This window comes from Paenibacillus sp. 01T431, from assembly GCF_056398625.1.
This window is the reverse complement of sequence record NZ_JBFTPT010000004.1, coordinates 67,314-90,052: the sequence shown is the minus strand read 5'-3', so window position 1 is coordinate 90,052 and position 22,739 is coordinate 67,314. Positions and strand designations below refer to the sequence as shown.

General features: G+C 44.6%; 20 protein-coding genes and 1 riboswitch. Of the genes, 4 read left to right on the top strand and 16 right to left on the bottom strand.

Annotation, left to right across the window (positions count from 1 at the left end):
* The first annotated feature begins 223 nt into the window (after positions 1-223).
* From AC1DM9_RS08080 to cydS, 3 genes are read left to right on the top strand one after another with little or no spacing between them, the layout of a single operon-like run.
* On the top strand, positions 224-1,576 hold the full coding sequence (locus AC1DM9_RS08080; RefSeq protein WP_441875236.1) for a cytochrome ubiquinol oxidase subunit I: 1,353 nt from the start codon (positions 224-226) through the stop codon (positions 1,574-1,576).
* Entirely contained in the window at positions 1,573-2,586 is a 1,014-nt protein-coding gene (locus AC1DM9_RS08075) for a cytochrome d ubiquinol oxidase subunit II (RefSeq protein ID WP_441875233.1), read from the top strand. Before AC1DM9_RS08080 ends, AC1DM9_RS08075 begins: the two co-directional genes overlap by 4 nt.
* Before the next feature lie 47 nt (positions 2,587-2,633).
* Positions 2,634-2,720, top strand: a complete 87-nt coding sequence (gene cydS, locus AC1DM9_RS08070; protein ID WP_441875572.1) for a cytochrome bd oxidase small subunit CydS family protein — start codon at positions 2,634-2,636, stop codon at positions 2,718-2,720.
* A gap of 63 nt (positions 2,721-2,783) precedes the next feature.
* On the opposite strand, the gene AC1DM9_RS08065 is transcribed toward cydS, so the two are convergent.
* The 10 genes from AC1DM9_RS08065 to AC1DM9_RS08020 all read right to left on the bottom strand — a co-directional run bounded on the left by AC1DM9_RS08065 (position 2,784) and on the right by AC1DM9_RS08020 (position 13,401).
* A complete protein-coding gene (locus AC1DM9_RS08065) occupies positions 2,784-4,253 on the bottom strand; it encodes a phytoene desaturase family protein (protein ID WP_477509650.1) in 1,470 nt (489 codons plus the stop codon).
* Positions 4,250-5,485 (bottom strand): glycosyltransferase family 2 protein, encoded by a 1,236-nt coding sequence (locus AC1DM9_RS08060; protein ID WP_477579422.1) that lies wholly within the window; start codon positions 5,483-5,485, stop codon positions 4,250-4,252. Before AC1DM9_RS08060 ends, AC1DM9_RS08065 begins: the two co-directional genes overlap by 4 nt.
* Positions 5,440-6,195: a lysophospholipid acyltransferase family protein gene (locus AC1DM9_RS08055; RefSeq protein ID WP_477549442.1), complete on the bottom strand. Its 756-nt coding sequence runs from the start codon at positions 6,193-6,195 to the stop codon at positions 5,440-5,442. The genes AC1DM9_RS08060 and AC1DM9_RS08055 overlap by 46 nt, the downstream gene beginning before the upstream one ends.
* A complete protein-coding gene (locus tag AC1DM9_RS08050; RefSeq protein WP_477579420.1) occupies positions 6,164-6,838 on the bottom strand; it encodes a carotenoid biosynthesis protein in 675 nt (224 codons plus the stop codon). Before AC1DM9_RS08050 ends, AC1DM9_RS08055 begins: the two co-directional genes overlap by 32 nt.
* A gap of 44 nt (positions 6,839-6,882) precedes the next feature.
* Positions 6,883-7,758, bottom strand: coding sequence for a phytoene/squalene synthase family protein (locus AC1DM9_RS08045; protein ID WP_477549444.1), 876 nt, complete (start codon positions 7,756-7,758; stop codon positions 6,883-6,885).
* A gap of 4 nt (positions 7,759-7,762) precedes the next feature.
* Complete coding sequence (locus AC1DM9_RS08040) at positions 7,763-9,205, bottom strand: phytoene desaturase family protein (RefSeq protein WP_477549445.1); 1,443 nt, start codon at positions 9,203-9,205, stop codon at positions 7,763-7,765.
* Positions 9,196-10,746, bottom strand: a complete 1,551-nt coding sequence (locus AC1DM9_RS08035) for a phytoene desaturase family protein (RefSeq protein WP_477549446.1) — start codon at positions 10,744-10,746, stop codon at positions 9,196-9,198. Before AC1DM9_RS08035 ends, AC1DM9_RS08040 begins: the two co-directional genes overlap by 10 nt.
* Positions 10,747-10,841: 95 nt before the next feature.
* The gene (locus AC1DM9_RS08030) at positions 10,842-11,768 is read right to left on the bottom strand and encodes a MerR family transcriptional regulator (protein WP_477579418.1); all 927 of its coding nucleotides are present in this window, start codon (positions 11,766-11,768) and stop codon (positions 10,842-10,844) included.
* On the bottom strand, positions 11,768-12,268 hold the full coding sequence (locus AC1DM9_RS08025; RefSeq protein ID WP_477509657.1) for a glycosyl-4,4'-diaponeurosporenoate acyltransferase CrtO family protein: 501 nt from the start codon (positions 12,266-12,268) through the stop codon (positions 11,768-11,770). Before AC1DM9_RS08025 ends, AC1DM9_RS08030 begins: the two co-directional genes overlap by 1 nt.
* Positions 12,265-13,401 (bottom strand): glycosyltransferase, encoded by a 1,137-nt coding sequence (locus AC1DM9_RS08020; protein ID WP_477579416.1) that lies wholly within the window; start codon positions 13,399-13,401, stop codon positions 12,265-12,267. Before AC1DM9_RS08020 ends, AC1DM9_RS08025 begins: the two co-directional genes overlap by 4 nt.
* A gap of 478 nt (positions 13,402-13,879) precedes the next feature.
* Between AC1DM9_RS08020 and AC1DM9_RS08015 the strand changes: the two genes are divergently transcribed.
* Complete coding sequence (locus AC1DM9_RS08015) at positions 13,880-15,385, top strand: phytoene desaturase family protein (protein WP_477579414.1); 1,506 nt, start codon at positions 13,880-13,882, stop codon at positions 15,383-15,385.
* A 72-nt stretch (positions 15,386-15,457) separates the two neighbouring features.
* On the opposite strand, the gene AC1DM9_RS08010 is transcribed toward AC1DM9_RS08015, so the two are convergent.
* The 6 genes from AC1DM9_RS08010 to AC1DM9_RS07985 form a co-directional block, all read right to left on the bottom strand.
* The gene (locus AC1DM9_RS08010) at positions 15,458-16,645 is read right to left on the bottom strand and encodes a chromate transporter (protein WP_477549601.1); all 1,188 of its coding nucleotides are present in this window, start codon (positions 16,643-16,645) and stop codon (positions 15,458-15,460) included.
* 134 nt (positions 16,646-16,779) lie between these two features.
* The gene (locus AC1DM9_RS08005) at positions 16,780-17,256 is read right to left on the bottom strand and encodes a C40 family peptidase (RefSeq protein ID WP_339202917.1); all 477 of its coding nucleotides are present in this window, start codon (positions 17,254-17,256) and stop codon (positions 16,780-16,782) included.
* Positions 17,257-17,259: 3 nt separating this feature from the next.
* Positions 17,260-17,394: riboswitch (cyclic di-AMP (ydaO/yuaA leader) on the bottom strand.
* 235 nt (positions 17,395-17,629) lie between these two features.
* On the bottom strand, positions 17,630-18,982 hold the full coding sequence (locus AC1DM9_RS08000) for an MATE family efflux transporter (protein WP_477579412.1): 1,353 nt from the start codon (positions 18,980-18,982) through the stop codon (positions 17,630-17,632).
* A 78-nt stretch (positions 18,983-19,060) separates the two neighbouring features.
* Positions 19,061-19,960, bottom strand: a complete 900-nt coding sequence (locus tag AC1DM9_RS07995; protein ID WP_477579410.1) for a CehA/McbA family metallohydrolase domain-containing protein — start codon at positions 19,958-19,960, stop codon at positions 19,061-19,063.
* 24 nt (positions 19,961-19,984) lie between these two features.
* A complete protein-coding gene (locus tag AC1DM9_RS07990; protein WP_477579408.1) occupies positions 19,985-20,896 on the bottom strand; it encodes a carbohydrate ABC transporter permease in 912 nt (303 codons plus the stop codon).
* A gap of 130 nt (positions 20,897-21,026) precedes the next feature.
* The gene (locus AC1DM9_RS07985) at positions 21,027-22,739 is read right to left on the bottom strand and encodes an extracellular solute-binding protein (RefSeq protein ID WP_477579406.1); all 1,713 of its coding nucleotides are present in this window, start codon (positions 22,737-22,739) and stop codon (positions 21,027-21,029) included.

The following is a 22,739-nucleotide window of genomic DNA, read 5'->3' as shown; positions in this document are numbered from 1 at the left end:
TTCAGCCCAATTGGAAGCTGTAATCATTTATTCATTGTGAAATACATCACATAGTTTGAAAGCGAGTGAAATCATGAAAGAAAACAAACAAAATCGTCCAAAACAACAGGAAAAAAAATTAATTATGTTATGTGCGGTTGTGACACTGCTCATGCTGCTGTCGATCATCCGAAAATTTATGAGCTAGTTCAAACAAGAATCAATCATCTAAGGAGTGAATTCCATGCTGCTTAACGGCTATGATCCCGTTGTATTCAGTCGTATACTAACCTCTCTCACCCTTGGCTTCCACATCATCTATGCCACGATAGGTGTCGGCATCCCGCTGATGATAGCACTAGCCGAATGGATCGGCATTAAACGAAATGACTTTCATTACCTGCTGCTTGCAAGGCGCTGGGCTCGTGGCTATGTAATCACCGTTGCAGTAGGCGTCGTGACAGGAACAGCTATTGGCCTGCAGCTAAGTCTGCTATGGCCAAGCTTTATGAGAGTTGCTGGACAATCTATCTCCCTGCCTCTTTTCCTTGAAACCTTTGCATTCTTTTTTGAAGCCATCTTTCTCGGTATTTACCTCTACACTTGGGATCGCTTTAAAAGTAGGATGACGCATTTTTGGCTGTTGATTCCCGTCGTTATTGGTTCTTCAGCTTCAGCTTTCTTCATTACGATCGTGAACGCATTTATGAATTACCCGGTTGGATTTACTTTAGTTAATGGTGAAATCGCGGACGTTAATCCTATTGCAGCAATGCTTAGCCCGGCCATGCCGACTAAGGTAGCACATGTGCTCTCTTCAGCTTACTTAACCTGCGCATTCATACTCGCAGCCATTACGGCTTGGTCGCTGCTTAAAGGAAAAAACCATATTTACTATAAGAAAGCTTTAAAGCTCACAATGGTTTGTGCCTTTGTTTTTATGATTTCTACAGCGCTTATCGGAGATTTGTCGGGAAAATATCTTGCAAAATATCAACCCGAGAAGCTGGCTGCAACGGAGTGGCATTTTGAAACGATGGGCAAAGCGCCGCTTATACTCGGAGGTATCCTTACCGAAGACAATGAAGTGAAATACGGACTAAAAATCCCGTTTGGCCTAAGCATTCTCGCTCACAGCAATCCGTTTGCTGAGGTTACTGGATTAAATGAATTTCCTGAGGATGAGCATCCGCCTCTATGGATTCATTACCTCTTTGACATTAAGATGGCTTATGTAGCCTTTATGGTGCTGGTCTCCCTTCTGTTTATTATTGAAATGGTTCGAAAAAAAGGGAATACATACCGCCGCTGGCTTCTTTGCGCCGTTGTTATTGCTGCTCCAGTAGCGATACTCACCATTGAGCATGGTTGGATTTTCTCAGAGGTTGGCAGGCAGCCGTGGATCTTAAGAGGCATTATGCGTACTGCGGAAGGTGCAACGACATCCGATCATGTCGATTTGATGCTTTTGCTATTTGCTCTGCTTTATCTTGTGCTCGGCATTTCTTCTGTAAGAGTTCTAATAAAAATGTTCCGAAATAATCACGCTGAAGATGAAATAGCTGCCTACGAGAAGGAGGCTCATGATCCATTATGAGTTATGAAGTCATTGGTATTACCGTGCTCTGGACTTTTCTGTTTGGCTATCTCATTATCGCTTCTATTGATTTTGGCGCCGGTTTTTTCAGCTATTACAGCTCTATTACTGGAACGAGGCATCTGATCCATTCCATCATTGATCGGTATTTGTCCCCAGTATGGGAGGTCACGAATGTTTTTCTCGTGTTCTTTTTTGTCGGGTTTATCGGATTTTTTCCGGATACCGCCTATTATTATGGAACTGCCTTGCTTATACCGGGAAGCATTGCCATTGTGCTGCTAGCTATTCGAGGGGCTTATTATGCTTTTAATCATTACGGCTCACGAAGTCGGAAAATCTATACACTCATGTACGGGGCTAGCGGCTTGCTTATTCCAGCTGCCTTATCAACAGTACTAACGATCTCAGAAGGAGGATACATCAAGGTTACAGACGAAGGAAAAGTAGTATTTCTCGTTAACGAACTGTTTAGAAGCAGCTATTCCTGGTCCGTTGTTCTGCTCGCCCTTGTAAGCGTGCTGTACATATCGGCTATGTTCTTAAGCTTCTATGCCCATAAAGCAGGCGATGCTCCTGCATTTAAGATCGTTCGAACATACGCGCTCGTATGGAGCTTACCGACAATACTTAGCAGCCTTCTTGTTTTCTTCGCCATCCATGACCATAATCGTGAGCACTATGAGAAAATGCTGGATAGATCATGGATGTTCGCTTTATCCTTTCTCTTTTTTATGTTAGCTGTTTACTTGGTGTGGAAGCGCCAGCGACTTGGATTATCGTTTATCTTCGTCATTTTGCAGTTTGCATTCGCCTTTTATGGATACGGCTCAGCTCATCTGCCTTACATTCTGTATCCCTATTTGACCATACACGATAATTTCACCAATGACTCGATGGCTATTGCGCTAATCATAGCATTTGTACTCGGCTTGCTGCTTCTGATCCCTTCACTATACTTGCTGATGCGTCTGTTTTTATTTAACACTAAATACGTCAAAGGCAAATAAATACCGTAAACGAAAGCAGGTGTACGATATTGGAAATTACTTTAATTATGATTGCCCCTCTTCTCATAATAGGCATTGCAGTTGTGTTCCTATTTGTATGGGGTGCTAAAGGCCAAACTTCGCCTAGGGAATAATCTCATTAAAAAACACGTCTTTTTCCTTTTGGAATTGGACGCGTTTTTTATTAAGATCTATATTCACGATGAAAGTATAGCCTCTGCTACAAGCTGCCCCGATAGGGTTACCATCGGTGTTCCCCCGCCTGGATGCGTCGTACCTCCGACAAACCATAAACCCTTTAGATCAGCTTGATTGGAGGGTCTGGCAAAGGTTTGCCGCGCTGTATTGGAGGAAATGCCATATATAGCTCCGCGGTATGCCGATGTCTGCTTTTGCATTTGGTCAGGAGTGTAGACTGCTGAAAACTCTGAATCATCAATTAAACCAGACAAGCCATATGCTTCAAGTTTCGTTAAAATGTTTTTCTGATACGATTCGGCTTCTTGCTCCCAGTTCAACAGCGGAGAAGTGTATGGAGCGTTAGTCAGGATAAACAGGTTGCTGCCTCCAGCAGGGGCCATCCCATCCTCTGAGTAACCTGAATGGCAAATGTAAATTGCAGGGTTCTGAGGTGCTCTTCTTTGCTGGAAGATGTCGTCAAACTCACTGCCATAGTGTTCTGGGAAAAACACAGTATGATGCAGCAGCTGGCTGTAGGTCTTCTTACTGCCAATGAGGGAAACAAAACCTGATAACGATGGCTCATACGATGAGATTTTGGCATTGCTCATGCTTGGTCGCTTTGATTCTTCCAGCAGGTTTTTGCAAATAGCCAGCACATCACCATTTGCGATGATGATATCAGCTTTATAGTCCGCTTTGCTCGTAACAACACCTGTGATGCGACCGTTTACTGATGTAATCTGTTGAACACTCTCGGACGTATGAATCGTTACACCAAGCTCCTGAGCAAGGCGGCCGAATGCCTCCACAATCTGGTAGGTGCCGCCTCTCACTCCATAAATACCTAACTGCAGCTCCAAATGAGCAAGCATTGCAAAAATAGACGGAGCCGTCCGAGGAGCCGATCCAACATAGGTCGCATACCGTCCTAAGAGTGCAAGTGTATGCGGATGCCTAAAGTAACGGCGAAGCAGCCGTTCCAATGTCAGCCATGGACGAATCCGCAGCAAACCCGCAAGCAGTCGGAAGTCAACTTTATCCTTCCATGACAGCAGCAGCCGATTCATGAATAGCTGATCAGCTTGTTGATATAACGCAGCAGCCTCTTTCATGAATGAGCGATACTGCTTCGCATCCTCTGGACTATATGCTGCAATTTGCGCTTCCATTAGAACGAAATCAGAGCATAAATCAACCGTCGTTCCGTCTGCAAAATGATTCCGCGTGCCCGGGTTCAGCGGATAAAAAGTAACGTAGTCCTCCATTCTTCGACCAACGCTCTCGAATACCTGCTGAAATACATGAGGCATCGTAATCGTGCTTGGTCCACGATCGAAGCGATAACCGCCAAGCTCAATGCGCTGAAGCTTTCCGCCGAGTGCTGCCTGTTGTTCAAGCACAGTGACGTGATAACCCGCATATGCCAATCGAATCGCTGCAGATAATCCGCCTAAACCTCCGCCAATGACCATGACTCGCTTCACGAATACCTCCTCCCCTTCCATTCATAACCAGTGCCATTTAAGCTCGCCCGCCACGAGGCCAACGCAATCGCTGATAGCAGAAATATACTTGCAGGTAAACAGAAGGATAAGTACCAGGGCTGTCCACTTTTCCTATCAATGATTCTCTTCAGACAAACGCCTAGTAGATAGCAGAGCGAGCTTGGCAATAAAACAGTTGTAAGCCATCCTTCCGGATATGTATGCATGAGAAGCCCAGCTAAACTAATGATCATCATTATCGGAGGCAGTATATAAAGCAAGGTGTACATAAACAACATAATTCCAAGCAATAAGCTGCTGCGACCTACACCTGCAAATATATTTTTCTTATAGCCGTTCCAAACCCCGGCAGCGTTCTGATACATACGCATGGAAATTTGGGGGCAAACGTAGGCTAAAGTGACGGGAAGCCCGGCTTTTTTGACAGCACCAGCCAGCTGCATATCATCGACGAGATGACCTTTGAAGCCAGCATGGCCGCCTGTCGCCCAGTAGCTTTCTGCTGAAATCATCAGAAAAGCACCGTGTGCGGCGACGAATTTTGGATCTGGCGATTGCCGAACGAGTCGTATTGGCAGATGGCAGGCAATCGAGAAGCTCATCATCGGGACGATGAGCTTCTCCAGCCATGTTCCAGTTTCCTGCTTAGGGAAACCGGTCACGAGCCCTTGACCTTGCGCTAAAGCGGTGTCAAGCGCATCCGCGAGCGCACCCGGCTCAAGCCGCGCATCAGCGTCGAGAAATAACCACCATTCGCCGTGCGCCGCTTCGACGAGCTGATGACATGCGTGCGACTTGCCCAGCCAGCCGAACGGCAGCACATCACCGGGCAAAACGCGAACACGGCTGTCGCCTGCTGCAGCGAGCCGCGCAGCTTCTGCTGTTCCGTCTGTGGAACGATCATCCAGCACCAGCACCTCAATAAATATGGAAGGCTCCAGCAGCACCGATTGTATACATGCTGCAATGTTATCCGCTTCATTACGCGCCGGGATAAGAACAGACAGCCGTGGTCTAGGTGTAATTCCGTGAACATCTGGAGCATCAGCTTGAATGGACTCAGCTCCTCCTGACAGCCAAACTCGTCCTATACCGCTGCCTCCCAACGAAGGCATTTGCGAGAGGTTCCATAACACAAATAATAGCTGCAGCATCAGGGCTGCAGCTACCGTCCAAAAAAAGATTTCCACCTTGTCACCCCGTTCATCCAAGCATCAAAAACCTCGTTCGTTGACCGTTTCGCCTTCAGTATTGATCGATACTCGGCTAGCTCCCCGCGAGCTGCTGCTATTACTGCAAGGCGGTGTTCATTCAGTTGATCCTCCAAAGCCGATTCAAGCATTGTCGTAATGGTTTTACGTCCCAGCTGCTGCCATGCTCTGTGGATAGGTTTACCGAATTGAAGACTGACTTCTGCCTTTTGATGAAGTCCTAGCGAATAATATGCTGTTACGGGCTGAACAATCGTTCCCGGACAGCGCTCCAATAAATAGCCCGCGCCGGTTTGAAATCTTAAAGGTCTACGCTCCAGATGCTCGATATCTCCTTGTGGAAATAACCAAACTCCATATCCTTGATTTAATAGACTCTCACTATATCGAAGGGAAGCAACGATCGCTCGGCTTGACTTCTTATCAATCGAGAAAGCTCCTATTTTGCGAAAAAATCGATACCGCTTCATTTGCTCTTCATCCATCATCATATAGTGTTCACGCGCTGAAGCGTTTGCGATCGCATGATATACAACCATTCCATCCCACCAAGAGCTATGATTCATAAGATAGAGCACAGGCTCACCTTGCGGAGCTGGATCGATCTCACCGCTCAGTTGAAACGAGTGAAAATGCCGTCTTAACAAATAGTTTTCATTGTATTGCGCGAATATTCGTTTAAACCACTTGCTTGAGTCGGATGCGATCAATCCTTCCCGCTCCTTCCGCCACAACGATAGCTGCCAATGCGATGATGAACGGCATCATTAAACCTTCTTTGGCCCCTAAGAGACCAAACATAAACAGCATCATTTGCGTGAGTCTTACAGCCTCGATTCGAACGTTCGCCGATACTTCTCTTAAAGGGAACAGAAATGATATAGCTGCTGATATAACGAACCAACTGATGAAGTTTGCTGCCGGTATCCCGTAGAAATCACCAGGCTCATGCCAAATCCAGAACTGCCTAGCGAAAGCCACTGGATCGAGTACGAGGTCAAAAACAACCGTCCATAAGCCGGTATGAAGCGCACGCGTCCATCGATTCGAGAAGGCAGTCATTCGCATAACAGTGACAATGACACCAATCCACGCACAAAATATGGCGAGGGGTACTCCGCCAAGCGAGATGCCAAGTAAAGATGTGTATTTGTAGTCTCCAAACGGCCATCCCATCGTCACACCAAGCCATTCTACAGCAAACGTAAGTACCCCAACGAGCATTATTCTACTCCAGCTGCGACGGCGCTCCTCGCCCATCATGCCTTCAATATGAATGGCATACAGGGCAAAAAACACGAGAAACAAACCATTGGAAAAGGAAAGCCACGTTGGAACGCCAATGGTCAGCATGAGGATTAACCCGATGCAATACCAAAAAATAAATAAGTAGCGGATCATAGCGATACCGCATTGCTGTCATTAACCTCTGATACGAGCATATATTTCATTTTTATATTCGTATAAAGCTTTAATTTATTTAATGAGCTGACGATAGCTCGCTTCTTATAGACTTCGTAGTTGGCAGCCTTTACTTCATCCAAAATCGCTGCATAGAAGCTTGCGGCCAGCTCAACTGAAAAAGCGCTGCTGGCAGGATACGTTTCAAGCCCGCGCAAGCCTCGTGCGAACCAACTGCGTGAAAGTGTATCCAGTTCTTGCACAAGATGTTGAAATCGTTCGTCGACAACGCCCATTTCGAAGTCGCTTTCGGTATAGCGATGACGAGCGAGCAGCTCAAGCGGCAGGTAACGACGCCCTCTGCGCTGATCTTCGCCAACGTCACGAACAATGTTTACAATTTGCATGGCTTTGCCAAGCCATATTCCTGCTTCTATTACTTGAATATCTGGCTGATCATGCAAGACTGGCAGAAGCATCTCCCCAACAGTTCCAGCAACCAAGTAGCAGTAGTCCTCCAACTGCTCCATCGTCTCATAGTGGGTGAAAGATAAATCCCGGCGCTGTCCCTCCATTTGTCTGAAAAACGGTTTTTTGCTGAGTGGAAAAGTATCAAACAGCCACCGTAAAGAAGCCCATATGAAATGATCCGCTGCCTGATCCAAACGGTAAAAATGTTGTTCTAGCTCATCAATGGTATAGGGAGAACGTTGCGGCTCATCTACTGCATCGTCTATCATGCGGCAGAAAGCATAAATAACGTAAACGGCTTCGCGCCTTGGGCTAGGCAAATAACGAAAAGCTTTATAGAACGATGATGATCCTTTCTGAATCATCGCTTCACATTGCGCCAAACAGACAGTGGGTTCCATGAGGTCACTCCTTTAACAAATAGTTGGCTAGCAATCTGGCACCTTGCATAACAATCGGGATTCCACCGCCAGGATGCACGGATGCCCCTACAGCATACAAACCTTTTATCGGATATGGCACGATTTGAGGACGGAACACTGCCGACTGTCCAAAAGTTGGCGCGATGCCGAAGCTGCCCCCATGATAGAGTCCATCCGACTCCGCGTCCTGCGGCGTCCTTACTTCCTTCCATTGAATCGCAGCTCTCAAGCCGGGAAAGCCCCTCTTCTCAGCCTCATCAATTACATGCTCGACTAACGCGGGCACTTCATCCTCCCACGCTACAGAACCGTGTGGCGGAGCGGGAATCAGCATATACATGACGCTCTCACCTGGAGGTGCTGCTTCCATATCCATAGCTGACGGATAAAATATGTAAAAGGATGGATCTCGCGGAAGCTGATTGTTTTGAAAAATTTGTTTTAATCCACTTTGTAAATTGTCAGGTAAAAAAAACTGGTGAACGGAAGCTTGCTCCCACTGTTTGTTTAGGCCTAAATAGATCAAGATTGTTCCTGAAGACGGCTTATAGGCTTTCATTGGAACAGTGTTCTTTGGCATCAATGAGGCTAGATGCGGAAAATCACCGTTATATACAATCGTATCGTGCAGCGATTCCCTGCCGCCTTCGTCTATCACGCCAATGCAGCGTCCATTCTCAAGTAACAATTGCTCAATCTGAGTTTCTGTCTTGATTTGAACCCCTCTACTCCGCAGCTCCTCTTCCAAGATGGAAACGATTCCGGCATAACCTCCTTTTACATACCAAATGCCATAAGCATGTTCAGCGAAGGGCAATAACGTATACAATCCGGGAGATTGAAAAGGAGCGCCACCTATGTATAAGGTTTGTAGAGAGAACGCATCAAGCAGCTTCTCACTTCGGAAATATCGTCCTGCAAAGGAACGCACGCTTTTGTAGGCTTTAAGCTTCGTTAATAACGTTAGGTTTCGAAAAGTATAAAACTCTCGTTTTCGCAAAAATGGACGTTCCAGAAAAGCTTCCTTTCCTTGTTTAAAAGCCACTTCCATGTCCGCCATATAACGCCGAAAACCATCGACTTCCTCTGGAAACATTCGCTCAAGCTCTTCGATCTGGCGCTGCTGATTCCGCCATTTGTGAAATACGGTGCCGTCTGCATAATGAATACGGTAAAGCGGATCGCATTCGAGGAGCGGTATGCGTGATCGCTCGATTCCAGCTTCCTCCAAAATACTAAGCAGCATTTCAGGCAACAGCACAATTGTAGGGCCTTGATCGATCCGATAGCCTCCGCCTTCCTGAAAAGCTAATCTACCGCCAAGCCGGGGGCCTCTTTCATAAATAGTAACCTGCTTGCCTTGCTTGCTAAGCAGCAGAGCTGCTGTTAAACTGCCTATTCCACCACCGACAAAAGCTACTCCCACCGAAAGGCCTCCTTCTGTGAGTGGATGACTGCTGAAGATCCGCCAACCCTTATACGTTCACTATCATCCTGCGCCATAAGTAGACGGGTACTAATGCGCGCTGATTCGAAGATCGTCGGCAAGCCGCTGCCAGGGTGAGTTCCTCCCCCTACAAGCCAACAATTAGCGAGCTCTTCGAAGCGGTTATGTGGACGAAGCTTCATCATTTGATCCAGTGAATGTGCAAGATTAAACGTTGCTCCTTCATAGACATGATGATCATTTCGCCAATCTAATGGTGTAATGATGGCTTCCTCTTCGATGTCAGCCGAGAAGCCTGCTAGCTCTGGCTCCTGCTCCATACGCTCGATCATCTTTTCTCTAACGAGTGTCCTCTGCTCCTCCCAACTGACATTCGCTGTCAGATTCGGTACCGGCATAAGCGCGTATAAAGCGGTTTTCCCTTGAGGAGCCAGCGTTGGATCGTTAAGCCCAGGATTATGTATATAAATAGATGCGTCTGTAGACAGCATCTTTTTTGTCATGATTTCATGTACGTTTTGGCGATAGTTGTTGGCAAATAAAATGTTATGGTGCGGCATATGTATTTCACGATTTACTCCGAGGTAGAGCATATAAGTAGAGCAAGAATATTTCTTCTTGGCAAGCTTTGCCGGACTGTATTTCTTAAGCTCACCCGGTTCAAACAAGTGGTTCATAGCGGTTGCAAAATCCGCATTGATGATGATATGATCCGCTTCTATTTTTTCACCATTTTCCAAAAGCAGACCTACTGCTTTACCGCTCCGGCTCAGCACTCTTTGCACACCGCAGGAGGTAACAATCTCGCCATCGTACTCGCGAATCACTTCAGCCATTGCCTCGCAGACGCGGTTAACGCCTCCAACGGGATGAAAAAGGCCAAATTTATGTTCCAAATAAGCAAGTATTGTAAATGTTCCAGGGCATTCCCATGGCGACATGCCTAAATATTTTGCTTGGAAAGTAAACGCATATTTCAGCCTTTCATCTGTAAAATAACGTGAAAGTCTGTCATACACACTTCCTACCGCATTCAGCCGCGGCAGCGCTTGAAACACATCCCGAGAAATATAGTCGCTTAACTTGCTGAAAGGCCGCTGCAGCAGCGGGGAAACCTTGTTATATTTCTCCCCCTCCTCTTTCATAAACTGAAGATAACCTTTACCGTTGCCGGGAAATAGCGCCTCGATCCTCTCAACCATCTGCTTCTCGTCCCGTGTCGGTGAAAATGTAACATCGCCGAATTGCAGCCTATATAGCGGATCAAGCGCTATGAGCTCAACATAGTCGTACAAAGAGCGATTTACAGATTGAAACATTTCTTCAAGCAGGTGTGGCATCATGAAAAACGTAGGTCCTCGATCAAAAAAATACTCACCCAGCTGAAGCCTGGAGGTTCTCCCACCTATATAGGGCTGCTTCTCATAAACGGTAACTCGGTAACCTCGGCCAGCCAGCTCCATGGCAGCTGCTAAACCGCCAGGTCCTGCTCCAATAACGGCCACGATTCCCTTATCCATACCAATTCCCCTTTCCAAAAAAAACAAATTAACTATACAAACATTATACAAACATAATACATACTTGATAATAGTCTGTAAAGTTAATTTATTCATTAGAATTGGAAACTTAACCCTAAAACCTTATCTTTAAACCATCTTTCCCATTCTTCTTGATTGCCATTCGGCAGCACCCAATCAGAATACGGTTCAGGTACGTTTTTGAAGCCTTGTCCGCCTATAACGACTTGCAGATCAGCATGATGAACCAATAAACGGTTTATAAAAGCAAAAGTGGGTTCCATTAAGTTTGCGTCAGTTAACGAAATACATAGGACTAGAATTTGCTGCGACTTAATCAACTCTGCAATGCCATCCTCCGGAGTATCTGGTCCAAGATACAGCACGTCAGCCCCTTTTTTACGCAAAAATAAAGAAAATAAAAGTAGTCCTGCTTGGTGATGTTCTCCAGATGGACATAAAGCAAGCATGCGGGGCACTCGATTATCAATCGGAAAAAGTTGAAAGAAACTAAGACAACGCTGAATCACGAACTGTGTAATAAAATGCTCCTGCGCAACAGAAGCTCTGCCTTCTTCCCACTCCGTGCCGGCTTTAATCATTACTGAAAATAAGATTTGATAGATCATAATGTCATAGCCATACATAGAAAATCCTAAATCAACCATCGTTTTTGCTTGTTCCGTACGAAAGTTGCAAAGCGTGTTATACAAGCGCTCCACCATTTCTTGATGAGCCTCTTCTGCCCCAACTTTAGCATGGGTCTCTGTCTTCGCTTCCAACATCCGTTCACGCAAAAGCTGCTGCTCCTTTAGCAGCCGAACAGCTTGTGAAATCGTCATCCCTTTCTCATCCGTCTGATTTTTGAGGAAGCGTAAATCCTCCATATTTTTATCATCAAAGAGGCGATAGCCTGTTTCTGTGCGAATGGGCTTAATCGCTTCATATCTTGTTTCCCAAGCACGAATCGTAACCGCAGGAATACCTAGCAGTGTTGAAGCTTGTCTGATTGTGTACATCATTACATTTCACTCTTTTCCTTCAGTTTCCAAAAAATGCGCTGCAGCCGAAAACGGTTATAGCGCTGTACAATGATAAATGGGACATTGGCGACAATGGCATAAACGATCATGATCCAGCCATAAATGCTTTCGTTCCATAGGAAAAATAGCGGCGCAGGCAGCATCGAAATGATGTGAGTCCACTCTCCGCGCCGCGTTTCAAGTATAAAGGTCTGCAAGTAAGCTTTCTCAAGGACAGCTAATTTTTTCTTGGCAAAGCCTCCTTGAAACAAGCTTCCTCCGTCTGGCAGTTTGTCTTTCCAAACACGAATGAATAACAATCGTTCATAGACCAATTCTTCTCCGCGCCTCTTTGTCTGAGGTTTCATGCGATCAGCAGTGCGGCTGAACCAAACATCAGGCATTTTCAAAAACAAATAGGACACGCCCATATGCACAAGCAGCCATGCAAAAATATTTACAACCAATGTCCAAAACGGTGAAAATTCAAAAATTCTCACTTCCGCCCGCTTCCCTTCATAGTTGAAATCGAGCGACCTTTCCATGTGACCTTGCGGCGAAAAAAGGTTTGCAGCGTTGAACTAGCGAAGATCCCCATAAAAAAGAGAAGCGGAATAGGAAACAGGAAAGCGGTCTGGAAACCAAAATTTCCAGCTCGGCTCAACTGTATATTTATTAACAAAACATAAGCGAGGTAGCTGATTATTCCTATCGTTATTTGGTCGCTTGATCGCCAAATTTGAGGATTCAACCATTGTGTAACAACCGTAATCGAACCAGTTAGCCACCAGATTATAGCTAGTAAACGCAGCGGTGTCGTAGAAGATGCACCTGATGCGAAGCTTTTACTCCAGCCTGCACACAATTTCCGAATGCCTTCCGGGTACATTCGGAAAGCAATAACACTTTTTCCGCTACAATTCCGAACCGTTTGCTGCTCAGCAAATAGAAGGCCTAAGCTGTAATTTTCGAGAATACGCTCACGAACAGCCTCGTGCCCACCTGTTTGAAAATATGATTCTCGGGTACAGACTATACAAGGACCGAAAGCGCCTACAGCCTTCTTCTTTGTTGCGGCAGCAGTTTGAGGTGCTCCAACCGCTGCTAAGACGATGATGTTGAAGAAAGCTGACAACCATTCATAGCGCCGCTTCATCTTGTGGTAAGGCTGGATCGAAAGCAGCCCGTTCTGCTTGGAATGGGCCTCAGCCAGCACCGCCAACCCAGCATCCTCTAAACAAGTATCTGCATCAAGGAAAATAAGTAAATGACCGCTTGCTGCCTGCGCGCCATTCCAGCACGCCCAGCTTTTACCAAGCCAACCATCCGGCAGCTCGCCCGGGTTTACAACTATTGCACCAAATGATTCAGCGATGGCTGCTGTACGATCAGTTGATCCGTCATCTACTACAATCACTTCAAATGGAGCGAGTTGCTGCCCCTTTATTGATGGCAATAATTGTGTCAGGTTTCTCTCTTCATTTCTAGCTGGAATGATAACTGAAATGCTTGAGAGACTCTTTCTATCGTTCTTTGAGAAAGGCACCAAATCCTCATCTAATGGTCGGATTTTGTTCAGCAGCCATGCACCACAAATAAGTCCGCCAAGCAACAGCACAACATTTCCAATCATAGATCTAATCCTCTGTACAAAAGGTACCAAAATTCCTTATATGACTCGTTATTCCATGTTTTCTTATACAAACAGCTCATTTTCCCCAAAGTTGTGTACCACCTTTCACCAGGCTAATTAGGTCATTCCATTTGGCAGTTGATAATGGGTATACAAACTTACAACCACAGCCCTATCTTTGGTGAAAATGATGGCATTCAAACTATACGAGCCATTATTCGCTTTTTATAGCCTCATTCTCGTCCCTTAACGACGAAATAGCAGGAGCTATCCGAAGATTTGATCCTGCAAAAGCTGCATGTTATAGGTAAAATTTGTTAATACTGAAAGTGAAAAAGTGTTGGTTAAATGCATATCCCGCATTCTGCTTATCGCATTAACCTTTTACGTTAGTTCTACAACGATTATACGATTGTGTATATAGTTTGTCATCTGCATCGTTTCGGCTAAATGACCAATGATGAGAGGAAGTGCTCCTATGAGCAAAAAGATTATTGTCGTCGGAGGCGGTCTCGGCGGACTAGCAGCTGCTATTCGCCTCTCTGTAGATGGGCATCAAGTGACCATATTAGAAAAAAATGAACGCGTTGGCGGCAAATTAAACGTAAGATCAGGGCAAGGCTACACTTTCGATACGGGCCCTTCTATTCTGACGATGCCTTGGGTGCTCGAACAGCTGTTTGAAAGTGCTGGCCGCAATCTAGAGGATTATATGAAGCTGGTTCGTGTTGAACCTCAGTGGAGAACTTTTTTCGAAGATGGGGTAACACTTGATATAACAGGTGACTTCCCTGACCTAATCAAGCAATTCGAACAAATCTCACCGGTTGATGCACAGCAATTCCTCTCTTATTTGGATTATTGTCAGCAAATGTATCAGCTCAACACAAAAAGCTTTTATAACAAGAGCCTTAGTGGCCTGAGCGACCTGCGGCGTCACCACAGTATGAAGGAACTGTTAGCGATGGACCCGATGAAGACCATGCATCAGACGACAAACCGCTTTCTGAAGGACAAGCATTTGCGTCAATTGTTCGATTTTTTCATCATGTATATCGGTTCCTCGCCTTATGCCGCTCCCGCTGTGCTGTCACAATTAATCTATGTACAAATGGGGCTTGGCATCTATTATGTAGAAGGCGGTATGTACCGAATTGCGGAGGGTATGCTTAAGCTGCTTGATGAGCTCGGTGTGGAGGTTCGCACTTCAGCTCCAGTTGCTCAAATAAATACAGTCGGCCAAACCGCAACAGGGGTAACTTTAGAAGATGGCAACGTAATAGAAGCTGATCTGATTGTGTCAAATCTTGAGGCTATTCCAGCGCATCAAACACTGCTGCAGCATCATCCGAAATCGGCCGACCGCGTAAAGGATTTAGCTAAATACGAGCCTACTGTATCAGGACTTGTGCTGCTTCTTGGCGTGGATAAAGTGTATGATCAGCTTCTTCACCATAATTTCTTCTTCTCTGAAGATCCAGATAAAGAGTTCAACGATATATTTGTCGAAGGCAAACCTACAGATGATCCAACAGTGTACATCGGGGTTTCAAGCAAAACGGATCCTGGACAGGCACCGCAGGGCAAAGAAAATCTATTTGTGCTTACTCATGTGCCGCCGCTCAAACCTGGAGAAAGCTTCGAGTTACAGAAGGCGGCTTACAGAGACCTGGTTCTGAATAAGCTCGAACGTATGGGACTAACGGAGCTGAGACAGCATATTGAGTTTGAATATACCTTCACTCCAGATGATATCCAGCACCTTTATGGTTCTAATGGCGGTTCCATCTACGGCATTGTAACGGACCGCAAGCTTAACGGGGGCTTCAAAATTCCAAGCAAAAGCAAGCTGCTCGATAATCTTTATTTCGTTGGCGGATCAACACACCCCGGTGGCGGCGTCCCGATGGTCACTTTATCCGGACAACTCACCGCTGACCTCATTAAAGAGCAATTGAGCATTGCTGCAAAATCCGTCATGTAGGCAGATTCAATTCATATAAAAAACCTCTAATCCGTTATCGCGGATTAGAGGTTTTTATCAATTGATTAATTATTAAATAAGTTCAAGGACCATTCCGCCTAATGCACCGACCACAACAATCATCCAAGGTGGTAGCTTCCAAAAAACAAGCATAATAAACAATACGGCAGCCAGCATAAAATCACCGGACTCTACTATCGCGCTAGTCCAAAGCGGATCATACAGTGCAGCAAGCAATATGCCAACTACAGCGGCGTTAACGCCAACTAATGCACCTTGGATTTTTGAGTTATTTCGCAACACATTCCAAAACGGCAATGTTCCAGCAACAAGAAGAAATGCCGGCAAAAAAATTGCTGTAGTTGCGACAATGGCTCCAGTTAATCCACCAGAGAGAGTACCAAGATAACTAGCGAATGTAAAAAGTGGACCAGGCACAGCCTGCGCAGCGCTATAACCTGCTAAAAAATCCGATTCATTAACCCACCCGGTAAAGACAACTTCATTCTCAAGCAGCGGCAGCACAACATGTCCGCCTCCAAACACCAGTGAGCCTGCACGATAATAGCTATCGAACATCGCAATCCATTCCATATTTCCCCATTGCCTTAGAAATGGCAACACAATTAGAAGCGTGAGAAATATAACGAGGCAGGAGATCGCAAGGGAACGGCTAATTCGAATGTTCAGATCAGGAGTTCCCTCGACTGTTTTCATACGATATAACCATACCCCGATCAATCCAGCTGCAGCAATAATGATTACTTGACTATAGGCCGCTTGCCAATACAACGTTACCGCAGCAGCGATGACTGCTATCGTAGCTCTATTTCGATCCGGTGTTAGTTTCTGCCCCATCCCTAGAATGGCATGAGCAACGATGGCCACCGCTACAATTTTCAATCCATGAATCCAGCCTGTGTTTCCAAGATCAAATCCTTGCAGCAAAAAAGCAAAGGCCACTAATGCTATGATCGATGGCAGTGTGAACCCTAACCAAGCCACTAGTCCGCCCAATAACCCAGCCCTAACTATCCCTATACCGATCCCAACTTGACTGCTGGCTGGTCCGGGTAGAAACTGACATAAAGCAACGAGGTCTGCATAACTACGTTCATCCATCCATTTACGGCGACGAATATACTCATTGTGAAAATAACCCAGATGGGCTATCGGACCCCCAAATGAGGTTAGTCCTAGTTTAGTAGATACAGCTAGTACCTCTACCAAAGATGCGATTGTTCCTCTTTTCAATCCTATAACCTCATTCCATTACTCATGTTATTTACATTGTAAGCTTGCGAATTATTGGCTTACAACCCTTTAACAAATACTTAATAAATGGTTACATAAAAAAAACCACCTCGTAAGGTGGTTTTTAAAATCATTACACATTATTTAGACTCCATCATCGCAGCAAATGTATCTTCTGTTACGACACGCCTTGCTGTTACATAACGTTTTGCGTAATAAGAATCGTTAAGATTTGTAATCGTAACCCCTTTGCTTGTAGAAGAATGAGCAAATTTCCCATCCCCAATGTAAATGCCCGCATGAGAAACGCCTTTGCCGCTTGTGTTGAAGAACACAAGATCACCCACGCGTAGTTCATCTTTATTGACCTCTGTGCCTGTGTCTGATTGCGATTGAGATGTTCTAGGCAGCTTAACATCAAATTGATTAAAGATATGTAGAATAAAACCCGAGCAGTCAAACCCTTTGCTCGTTGTGCCTCCCCATTTATAAGGAGTTCCAACAACCTCGCTAATGGAATTCGTAAGCACTGACTTGTCCGACTTATCTGCAAGCACGCTTCCTCCTCCAGTAAGCAGCAGCAAGCAGGATAACAATAAAATAAAACCCTTCTTCAAAACAACTTCTCCCTTCGGTGCCTACGAGGTTAGCTTATGGGTTCGGTTGAAGATCCCTATGCTTAAAAAAATACATTAAGCAATTCACCCTAGGTGGTTCCCCCGTTTCCGATATACAGAACTCGGCATGTCAATAAACCTTATAGTATCGTTAAATTCGATTGTTTTTACCATAATCCTGCAATTGGTTTATTAGAATACTTTCATTTTTCTTCATTATTATTATTTATTTAGCTGTTCACTACATGATTTTTGTCAAAGGTGCTGATTTTTTTGTAATTAAAATAGATGAATTTCCAATCACATTTTCAAAATATAACGGTTTAAACACAAAAAAAGAGTATCCGTATTTTCATACAGTTACTCTTTCTAGTTAAGCAAGTTTCGCCAAAATATCGACCTTCTGCCAAGAACGTCTCCTCCATCTGTAGAACATCAGTAATGCTCTTATCCATTCATCGATTGAAAAGGCCAGCCATATTCCTACCAACCCCATGTCGAACACGATCCCAAACACGTATGCCAGCGGCACACTAATCCCCCACATGGACACTAACCCGGCAGCAACTGGGAATTTCACATCTCCAGCCGCATTTAGACAACTGATAAGCACCATGTTGCAAGCCCGAGCCGGCTCCAGCATAATCGATAACAACATGAGCTGCTTGCCTAACAATATAATTTCTGCATCATTAGTAAAAAGGCTGAGCAATTGACCTGAGAAGCTATAGATGCAAATACCAAACGCAAGCGAAATGACGAACGCCAGCTTCAAACTTTGAATACTGGATCGATAAGCATCATCCTTCTGCTGGGCTCCAATCAGATGTCCAACAATAATTTGCGTTCCTTGACCAATTGCCATTGAAAAAACAAAAACAAAAGAAGTTTTGCTCTGCGAATAAATTTTTGTCGTTAACGCTGTCGTACCGATCAGCGTGACTAGATATGTGATTACAACCTGTGAGAGATTATAAGAAACATGCTCACCTGCCGAAGGAATACCTAGTTTAAATATAAGGCCAATATTTTTTCTTTGAAACTTAAATGGACTAATCAAGCCAACCTTATACTCCAAGCTTCGAATACATAAAATCAAATAAGCGATCATCCCTATGGCACGGGTTATCCATGTGGATGCTGCTACTCCTTCTACACCTAGATTAGGAAAGCCAAAAGGCTCCATCAGCACCAGATAATTCAAGGTAATATGCAGCACATTTATACCCAATGCGATGAGCATCATTTCTTTCACAATACCGCGGCATCGTAAAATGGTACCTAACGTCATGCTTATTGCAGTAATGAAGACGGAGCTGCCGACAATCGATAAATAACTGACTCCTTCTGCCATCACATCCTCGGGCACTTTAAAAAGCGCTAAAAACACGTCGGCATAGACAATCAATCCTACGCTAGCTATTAAACCGAGCATAACATTCAAAGTAAGCGCCGTTCTCCCGATTCGATCAGCGCCATGCAAGTTGCCTGCGCCGAGCCATTGATTGAGAATGACACTTGTACCCACCGTAACAAATCCAAACATCAAGCCCACTACAACTAAAATCTGATTAGCTATCCCAACCGCTGCCACTGCTCCATCAGAGTAGCTGCTAAGCATCATCGTATCGACCGTTCCAATCAGCATCCCAAATAAAGCTTCAATAAAGATAGGCCATGTTATCGAGATGATGCTCTTTTGGCGCGGATCAACCTGTTTACTCATTCAAATTCACATTCTTCCTGTTCATGTACTACCCTGCTGTTATCGTCAGACTACTGTTATCATGTATGAGAGTACACCCTATCCAACAAATAGGGGTTGAGAGAATGCGCCAAAACCGCCTTCCAAATAAACTGCCGCCCTTACGTAACCTTCATCACCACGACATTTGTAACTAACGCTATTGAAACGACCGGAAGTCTCGTATAATACATTTCCGTCTTTGCCGAACAAAGTTGCATATTTGTACATCCGGTCCAATCCTTCACTCGCAAGCAGTTTAAACTCGATCGTCCCATCGGCTGCATGAATCGACTCAAAACCATAGCCTGTGGAAACATAGAAGCTTCCGGATTTCATCGCTGAAGTAATACTCTCATTGGTGTTTTGCTCTGCAAGCACCATATTCCAAGTTCGTTTCTCTTGCCCATACACATGAAAATCGTCTCCGCCAAACCCCCATACTTTTCGCCCAGCTGAGAGCAGCGCATCCCATTTGTCGAAAGCAATGTCGAACGCTGGATTTCCTTCGCCATTTATGATCTCGATTCCGGTGTAGCAAGGCATCGCGAGCATATCTTCAATCGGCCAATACTGCGAATAATAACGATTCGGATGAACGAGGACGCTCATTCCCCCTTGCTTCGTGCAAAGGTCAGAAAACTGCTGATACCGTTCTATTGAAAACTCGTTTGAATAGTTATCCATCATCGAGCGCGGAGGGTTAATGAGAAGCATATGCCTTTGCGGACTGCTGACCTCCATCGCTTCGAATACGGTCGTGATTGAACGTTTCCCTTCGTGAACGGTAATGAAATCATGGTCGGAAATGCCGAGGAAATCGTATTGCCCATACATCCGGTAAACCGTCTCAAGCGTTTGAGAGCCGCAAGCACTATTTGTTGTATGGTTATGGAAGCTCCCTTTCAGCCACATGCCCTCTTGTTTATCATAAGGATTTGAAATGATTACTTGTGTCATTCACTATGTTCCTCCGTTCCTGCCTTATTCTTTGACCGAACCGATCATAACGCCTTTGGCAAAATACTTCTGAATAAAAGGATAAATCATAATAATCGGTGTGATGACGATAATAATCGTCGCCATTTTCAGCGAGTTTCCTGTCACCTGAATTTTGTCCAACATTTCATATTGCGTCGATCCAGCCGCTTGCTCGAGCGTATTTCGAAGCGCATCTGCCCGGGTCAGCATTTCTTGCAGCAATGTCGATAAAGGCCGCAGATTGCTCTCTCGAACATAGAAGGCACCTGTAAACCAATCATTCCAATGCCCCACTGCGTTAAATAACGCGATGACAGCCACAACCGGCCTGCTGAGCGGCATGATCACCTTCATGAAAATTGAAAAATCATTATATCCATCAATTCTTGCAGATTCTTCGAGGCTCGGACTGATCTCTTGGAAGAAAGTCCGCATAATTATTAAATTCCATGCACTATACAATCCCGGAATGATATAAACCCAGATTGTATTCGTCAAATGCAAGTCTTTCAACAACAAATAGTATGGAATGATGCCGCCGCTAAACAACATGGTGAAAAAAATAAGCATGGTAAAAAATCGAACGCCTGGCATCGCTTTTCTCTTTAATGCGTAAGCTGCCATCGCCGTCAAAAAGACGCTTGCTAATGTCCCGACAATCGTTCGGAACATCGAAATGCCGAATGCACTTATAATATTGGAGGATGAGAAAACTTCCTTATAGTTCTCAATAGACCATAATCTCGGCCACAAATAGATGCCTCCTCTTTCCGCATCTTTGCCTGAATTAAAGGACAAAGCAAAGATGTTCAGAAACGGAAGAATGATAGATAAACATAAAAGAATGATCAATACATAGATGGCAATCTGAACTAATTTTTCTCCTGTAGAAATCTTATAAAATGGTTTATCCACGTTATTTGCACTCCTTCAACATTTGCGAAGCAAAACAGCCTCGGAAGCATGTCCTTAGCGTTAGTGGTCCGTCTCATCGCAGTACATTTCATGTACGAATGAAACAGACCACCAGCAGCTTTAATGAATGTTATAGTTCTACTTTTGTATTTGGATCGCTATCTTTTTTCTCAAGCAATGCTAAGTAATCATCTAAGCCTGCAGCTTTTAATTGTTCAGATGCTGACTCCAATATTTTCGTTACTTGATCCTGGCTTTTAGCATAATAAGCACGTTTGAGGCTTTCGTCATAATTATCAAGTGCAGCTTTTAATTCCGTTTCCTTCGCAAACTCGCCAAGGAAAGCCGTTGGAGCATACGTATCTGAGATTATTGCATTCGCTCTTTTTTTATCCCACTCCCAATACTCAGCAATCTTGAGCGGTCCCTCATTGATATTAGGTTTGGCAGCATTACCGTATTCTGTTTCACCAAAATCCGCTATACGATCAACATCTGTATTGCCAAGAATTTCGCCCCAATAGTTGCCTACGCCAGCAAACCCAAGCGCTTTCGCGGCTTTCGAATCTTTATCTTTCAATTCCAATACTTCATTTTTAACAATCGGATTGCCCTTATCATCAAGTATGTAGTCTCTTCCTTCAATTCCGTATTGCCAGAGCAGCTTGCCTTCGCGGCTCGCCAAGAAGTCAGCGAATTTGACGATATCCTCAGGATTTTTGGTTGAAGAAGGAATTGCCCAAGCGCCGCCAGCCGTTTTATAGCTAAGCTTCATTTGGTAAGGCTTGTCCGCTTCATTTAACGGACCAATCGGCAAGTAATGCATATCCTTATTAAAATCAAGGTAGTTATGCATATCAGCAATAATCGCGAAGGAGCCGTTCAAAATACCTTCTGTTGCACGATTTTCTTCCATCGTATAAAACTCAGGATTCATTAGTTTTTCTTTCAGCAGCTTTTGAACAAACGCTACACGCTTGAGCGGGTACTCCGTTTGACTCTCGTGTACAATTTTACCTTCCTTATTCCGTACAAAGGTTTGGTTCACATTTACAGTCAAGTCACTATACAACGCTTTAACTTCTGTTCCGCCCCAGTATCTTGGGCCAATAACGCTGGCAATGTCTTTTCCATTGTTATCTTTGAAATTTCCAGCTTTAATTTTTTGTGCCGCCTCATACAACTTCTCGGAAGTTGTAATCGTTTTTGGATCGATATTAAGCGCTTCGGCAATATCCTTGCGAATAAATGGTCCGCCTAACATTTTCCGCGTTTCATAGCCTGTTTCTCTCGAAATATTCATGTGCATGAAATAGGCTGAGCCGTTAAACTCTGGACGGAACATGACGCCGTTTTTTGTATCAAGCGGCAGATAGCCATCTTCTAGATACTTGCTGTATATTTTCGTATCCTTCATAAACGGAGTCAGATCTGTGAACATGCCTTCGCGAGCAGCTTTTAGTACAACCGGCATTTCTGGTCGACCGCTATGATTCAAATAAAATCCGATAAAGTCAGGCAAGTCACCCGAAGCTAGTCCAGCAATTAAGCCGTCGAGCGAACGATTGGCCGGCATTATATTAATTTGATAATCAATTCCCGTTTTCTCTTTAATTTGTTTTAATACTTCCGGGTTCATCTCTTCCGTATAATCATCTGCCCCCATAAAGATTAGGCCTTTAATTTTGCGGTCGGCAATCCAAGTCGCAGGTTTTTCTTTGTTATCTTTGACGCCTTCCTGCTTGTTCCCTGAATTCGTTTCTTTGGCTGCACAGCCAGTAATTAACAAGGAAGCTATAATCGGAACCGTCAACAGTCTTGCCCAATTTTTGTTCTTAAACAT

Bases quoted from the DNA above. Each gene is read 5' to 3' on its own strand.
- AC1DM9_RS07995 (WP_477579410.1), bottom strand. From the start codon at position 19,960: ATGACACAAGTAATCATTTCAAATCCTTATGATAAACAAGAGGGCATG.
- AC1DM9_RS08015 (WP_477579414.1), top strand. From the start codon at position 13,880: ATGAGCAAAAAGATTATTGTCGTCGGAGGCGGTCTCGGCGGACTAGCA.
- AC1DM9_RS08045 (WP_477549444.1), bottom strand. From the start codon at position 7,758: ATGGAACCCACTGTCTGTTTGGCGCAATGTGAAGCGATGATTCAGAAA.
- AC1DM9_RS08020 (WP_477579416.1), bottom strand. From the start codon at position 13,401: ATGATTGGAAATGTTGTGCTGTTGCTTGGCGGACTTATTTGTGGTGCA.
- AC1DM9_RS08075 (WP_441875233.1), top strand. From the start codon at position 1,573: ATGAGTTATGAAGTCATTGGTATTACCGTGCTCTGGACTTTTCTGTTT.
- AC1DM9_RS08000 (WP_477579412.1), bottom strand. From the start codon at position 18,982: ATGAGTAAACAGGTTGATCCGCGCCAAAAGAGCATCATCTCGATAACA.
- AC1DM9_RS08050 (WP_477579420.1), bottom strand. From the start codon at position 6,838: ATGCTGACCATTGGCGTTCCAACGTGGCTTTCCTTTTCCAATGGTTTG.
- AC1DM9_RS07985 (WP_477579406.1), bottom strand. From the start codon at position 22,739: ATGTTTAAGAACAAAAATTGGGCAAGACTGTTGACGGTTCCGATTATA.
- AC1DM9_RS08035 (WP_477549446.1), bottom strand. From the start codon at position 10,746: ATGGATAAGGGAATCGTGGCCGTTATTGGAGCAGGACCTGGCGGTTTA.
- AC1DM9_RS08030 (WP_477579418.1), bottom strand. From the start codon at position 11,768: ATGATGTACACAATCAGACAAGCTTCAACACTGCTAGGTATTCCTGCG.
- AC1DM9_RS08080 (WP_441875236.1), top strand. From the start codon at position 224: ATGCTGCTTAACGGCTATGATCCCGTTGTATTCAGTCGTATACTAACC.
- cydS (WP_441875572.1), top strand. From the start codon at position 2,634: ATGATTGCCCCTCTTCTCATAATAGGCATTGCAGTTGTGTTCCTATTT.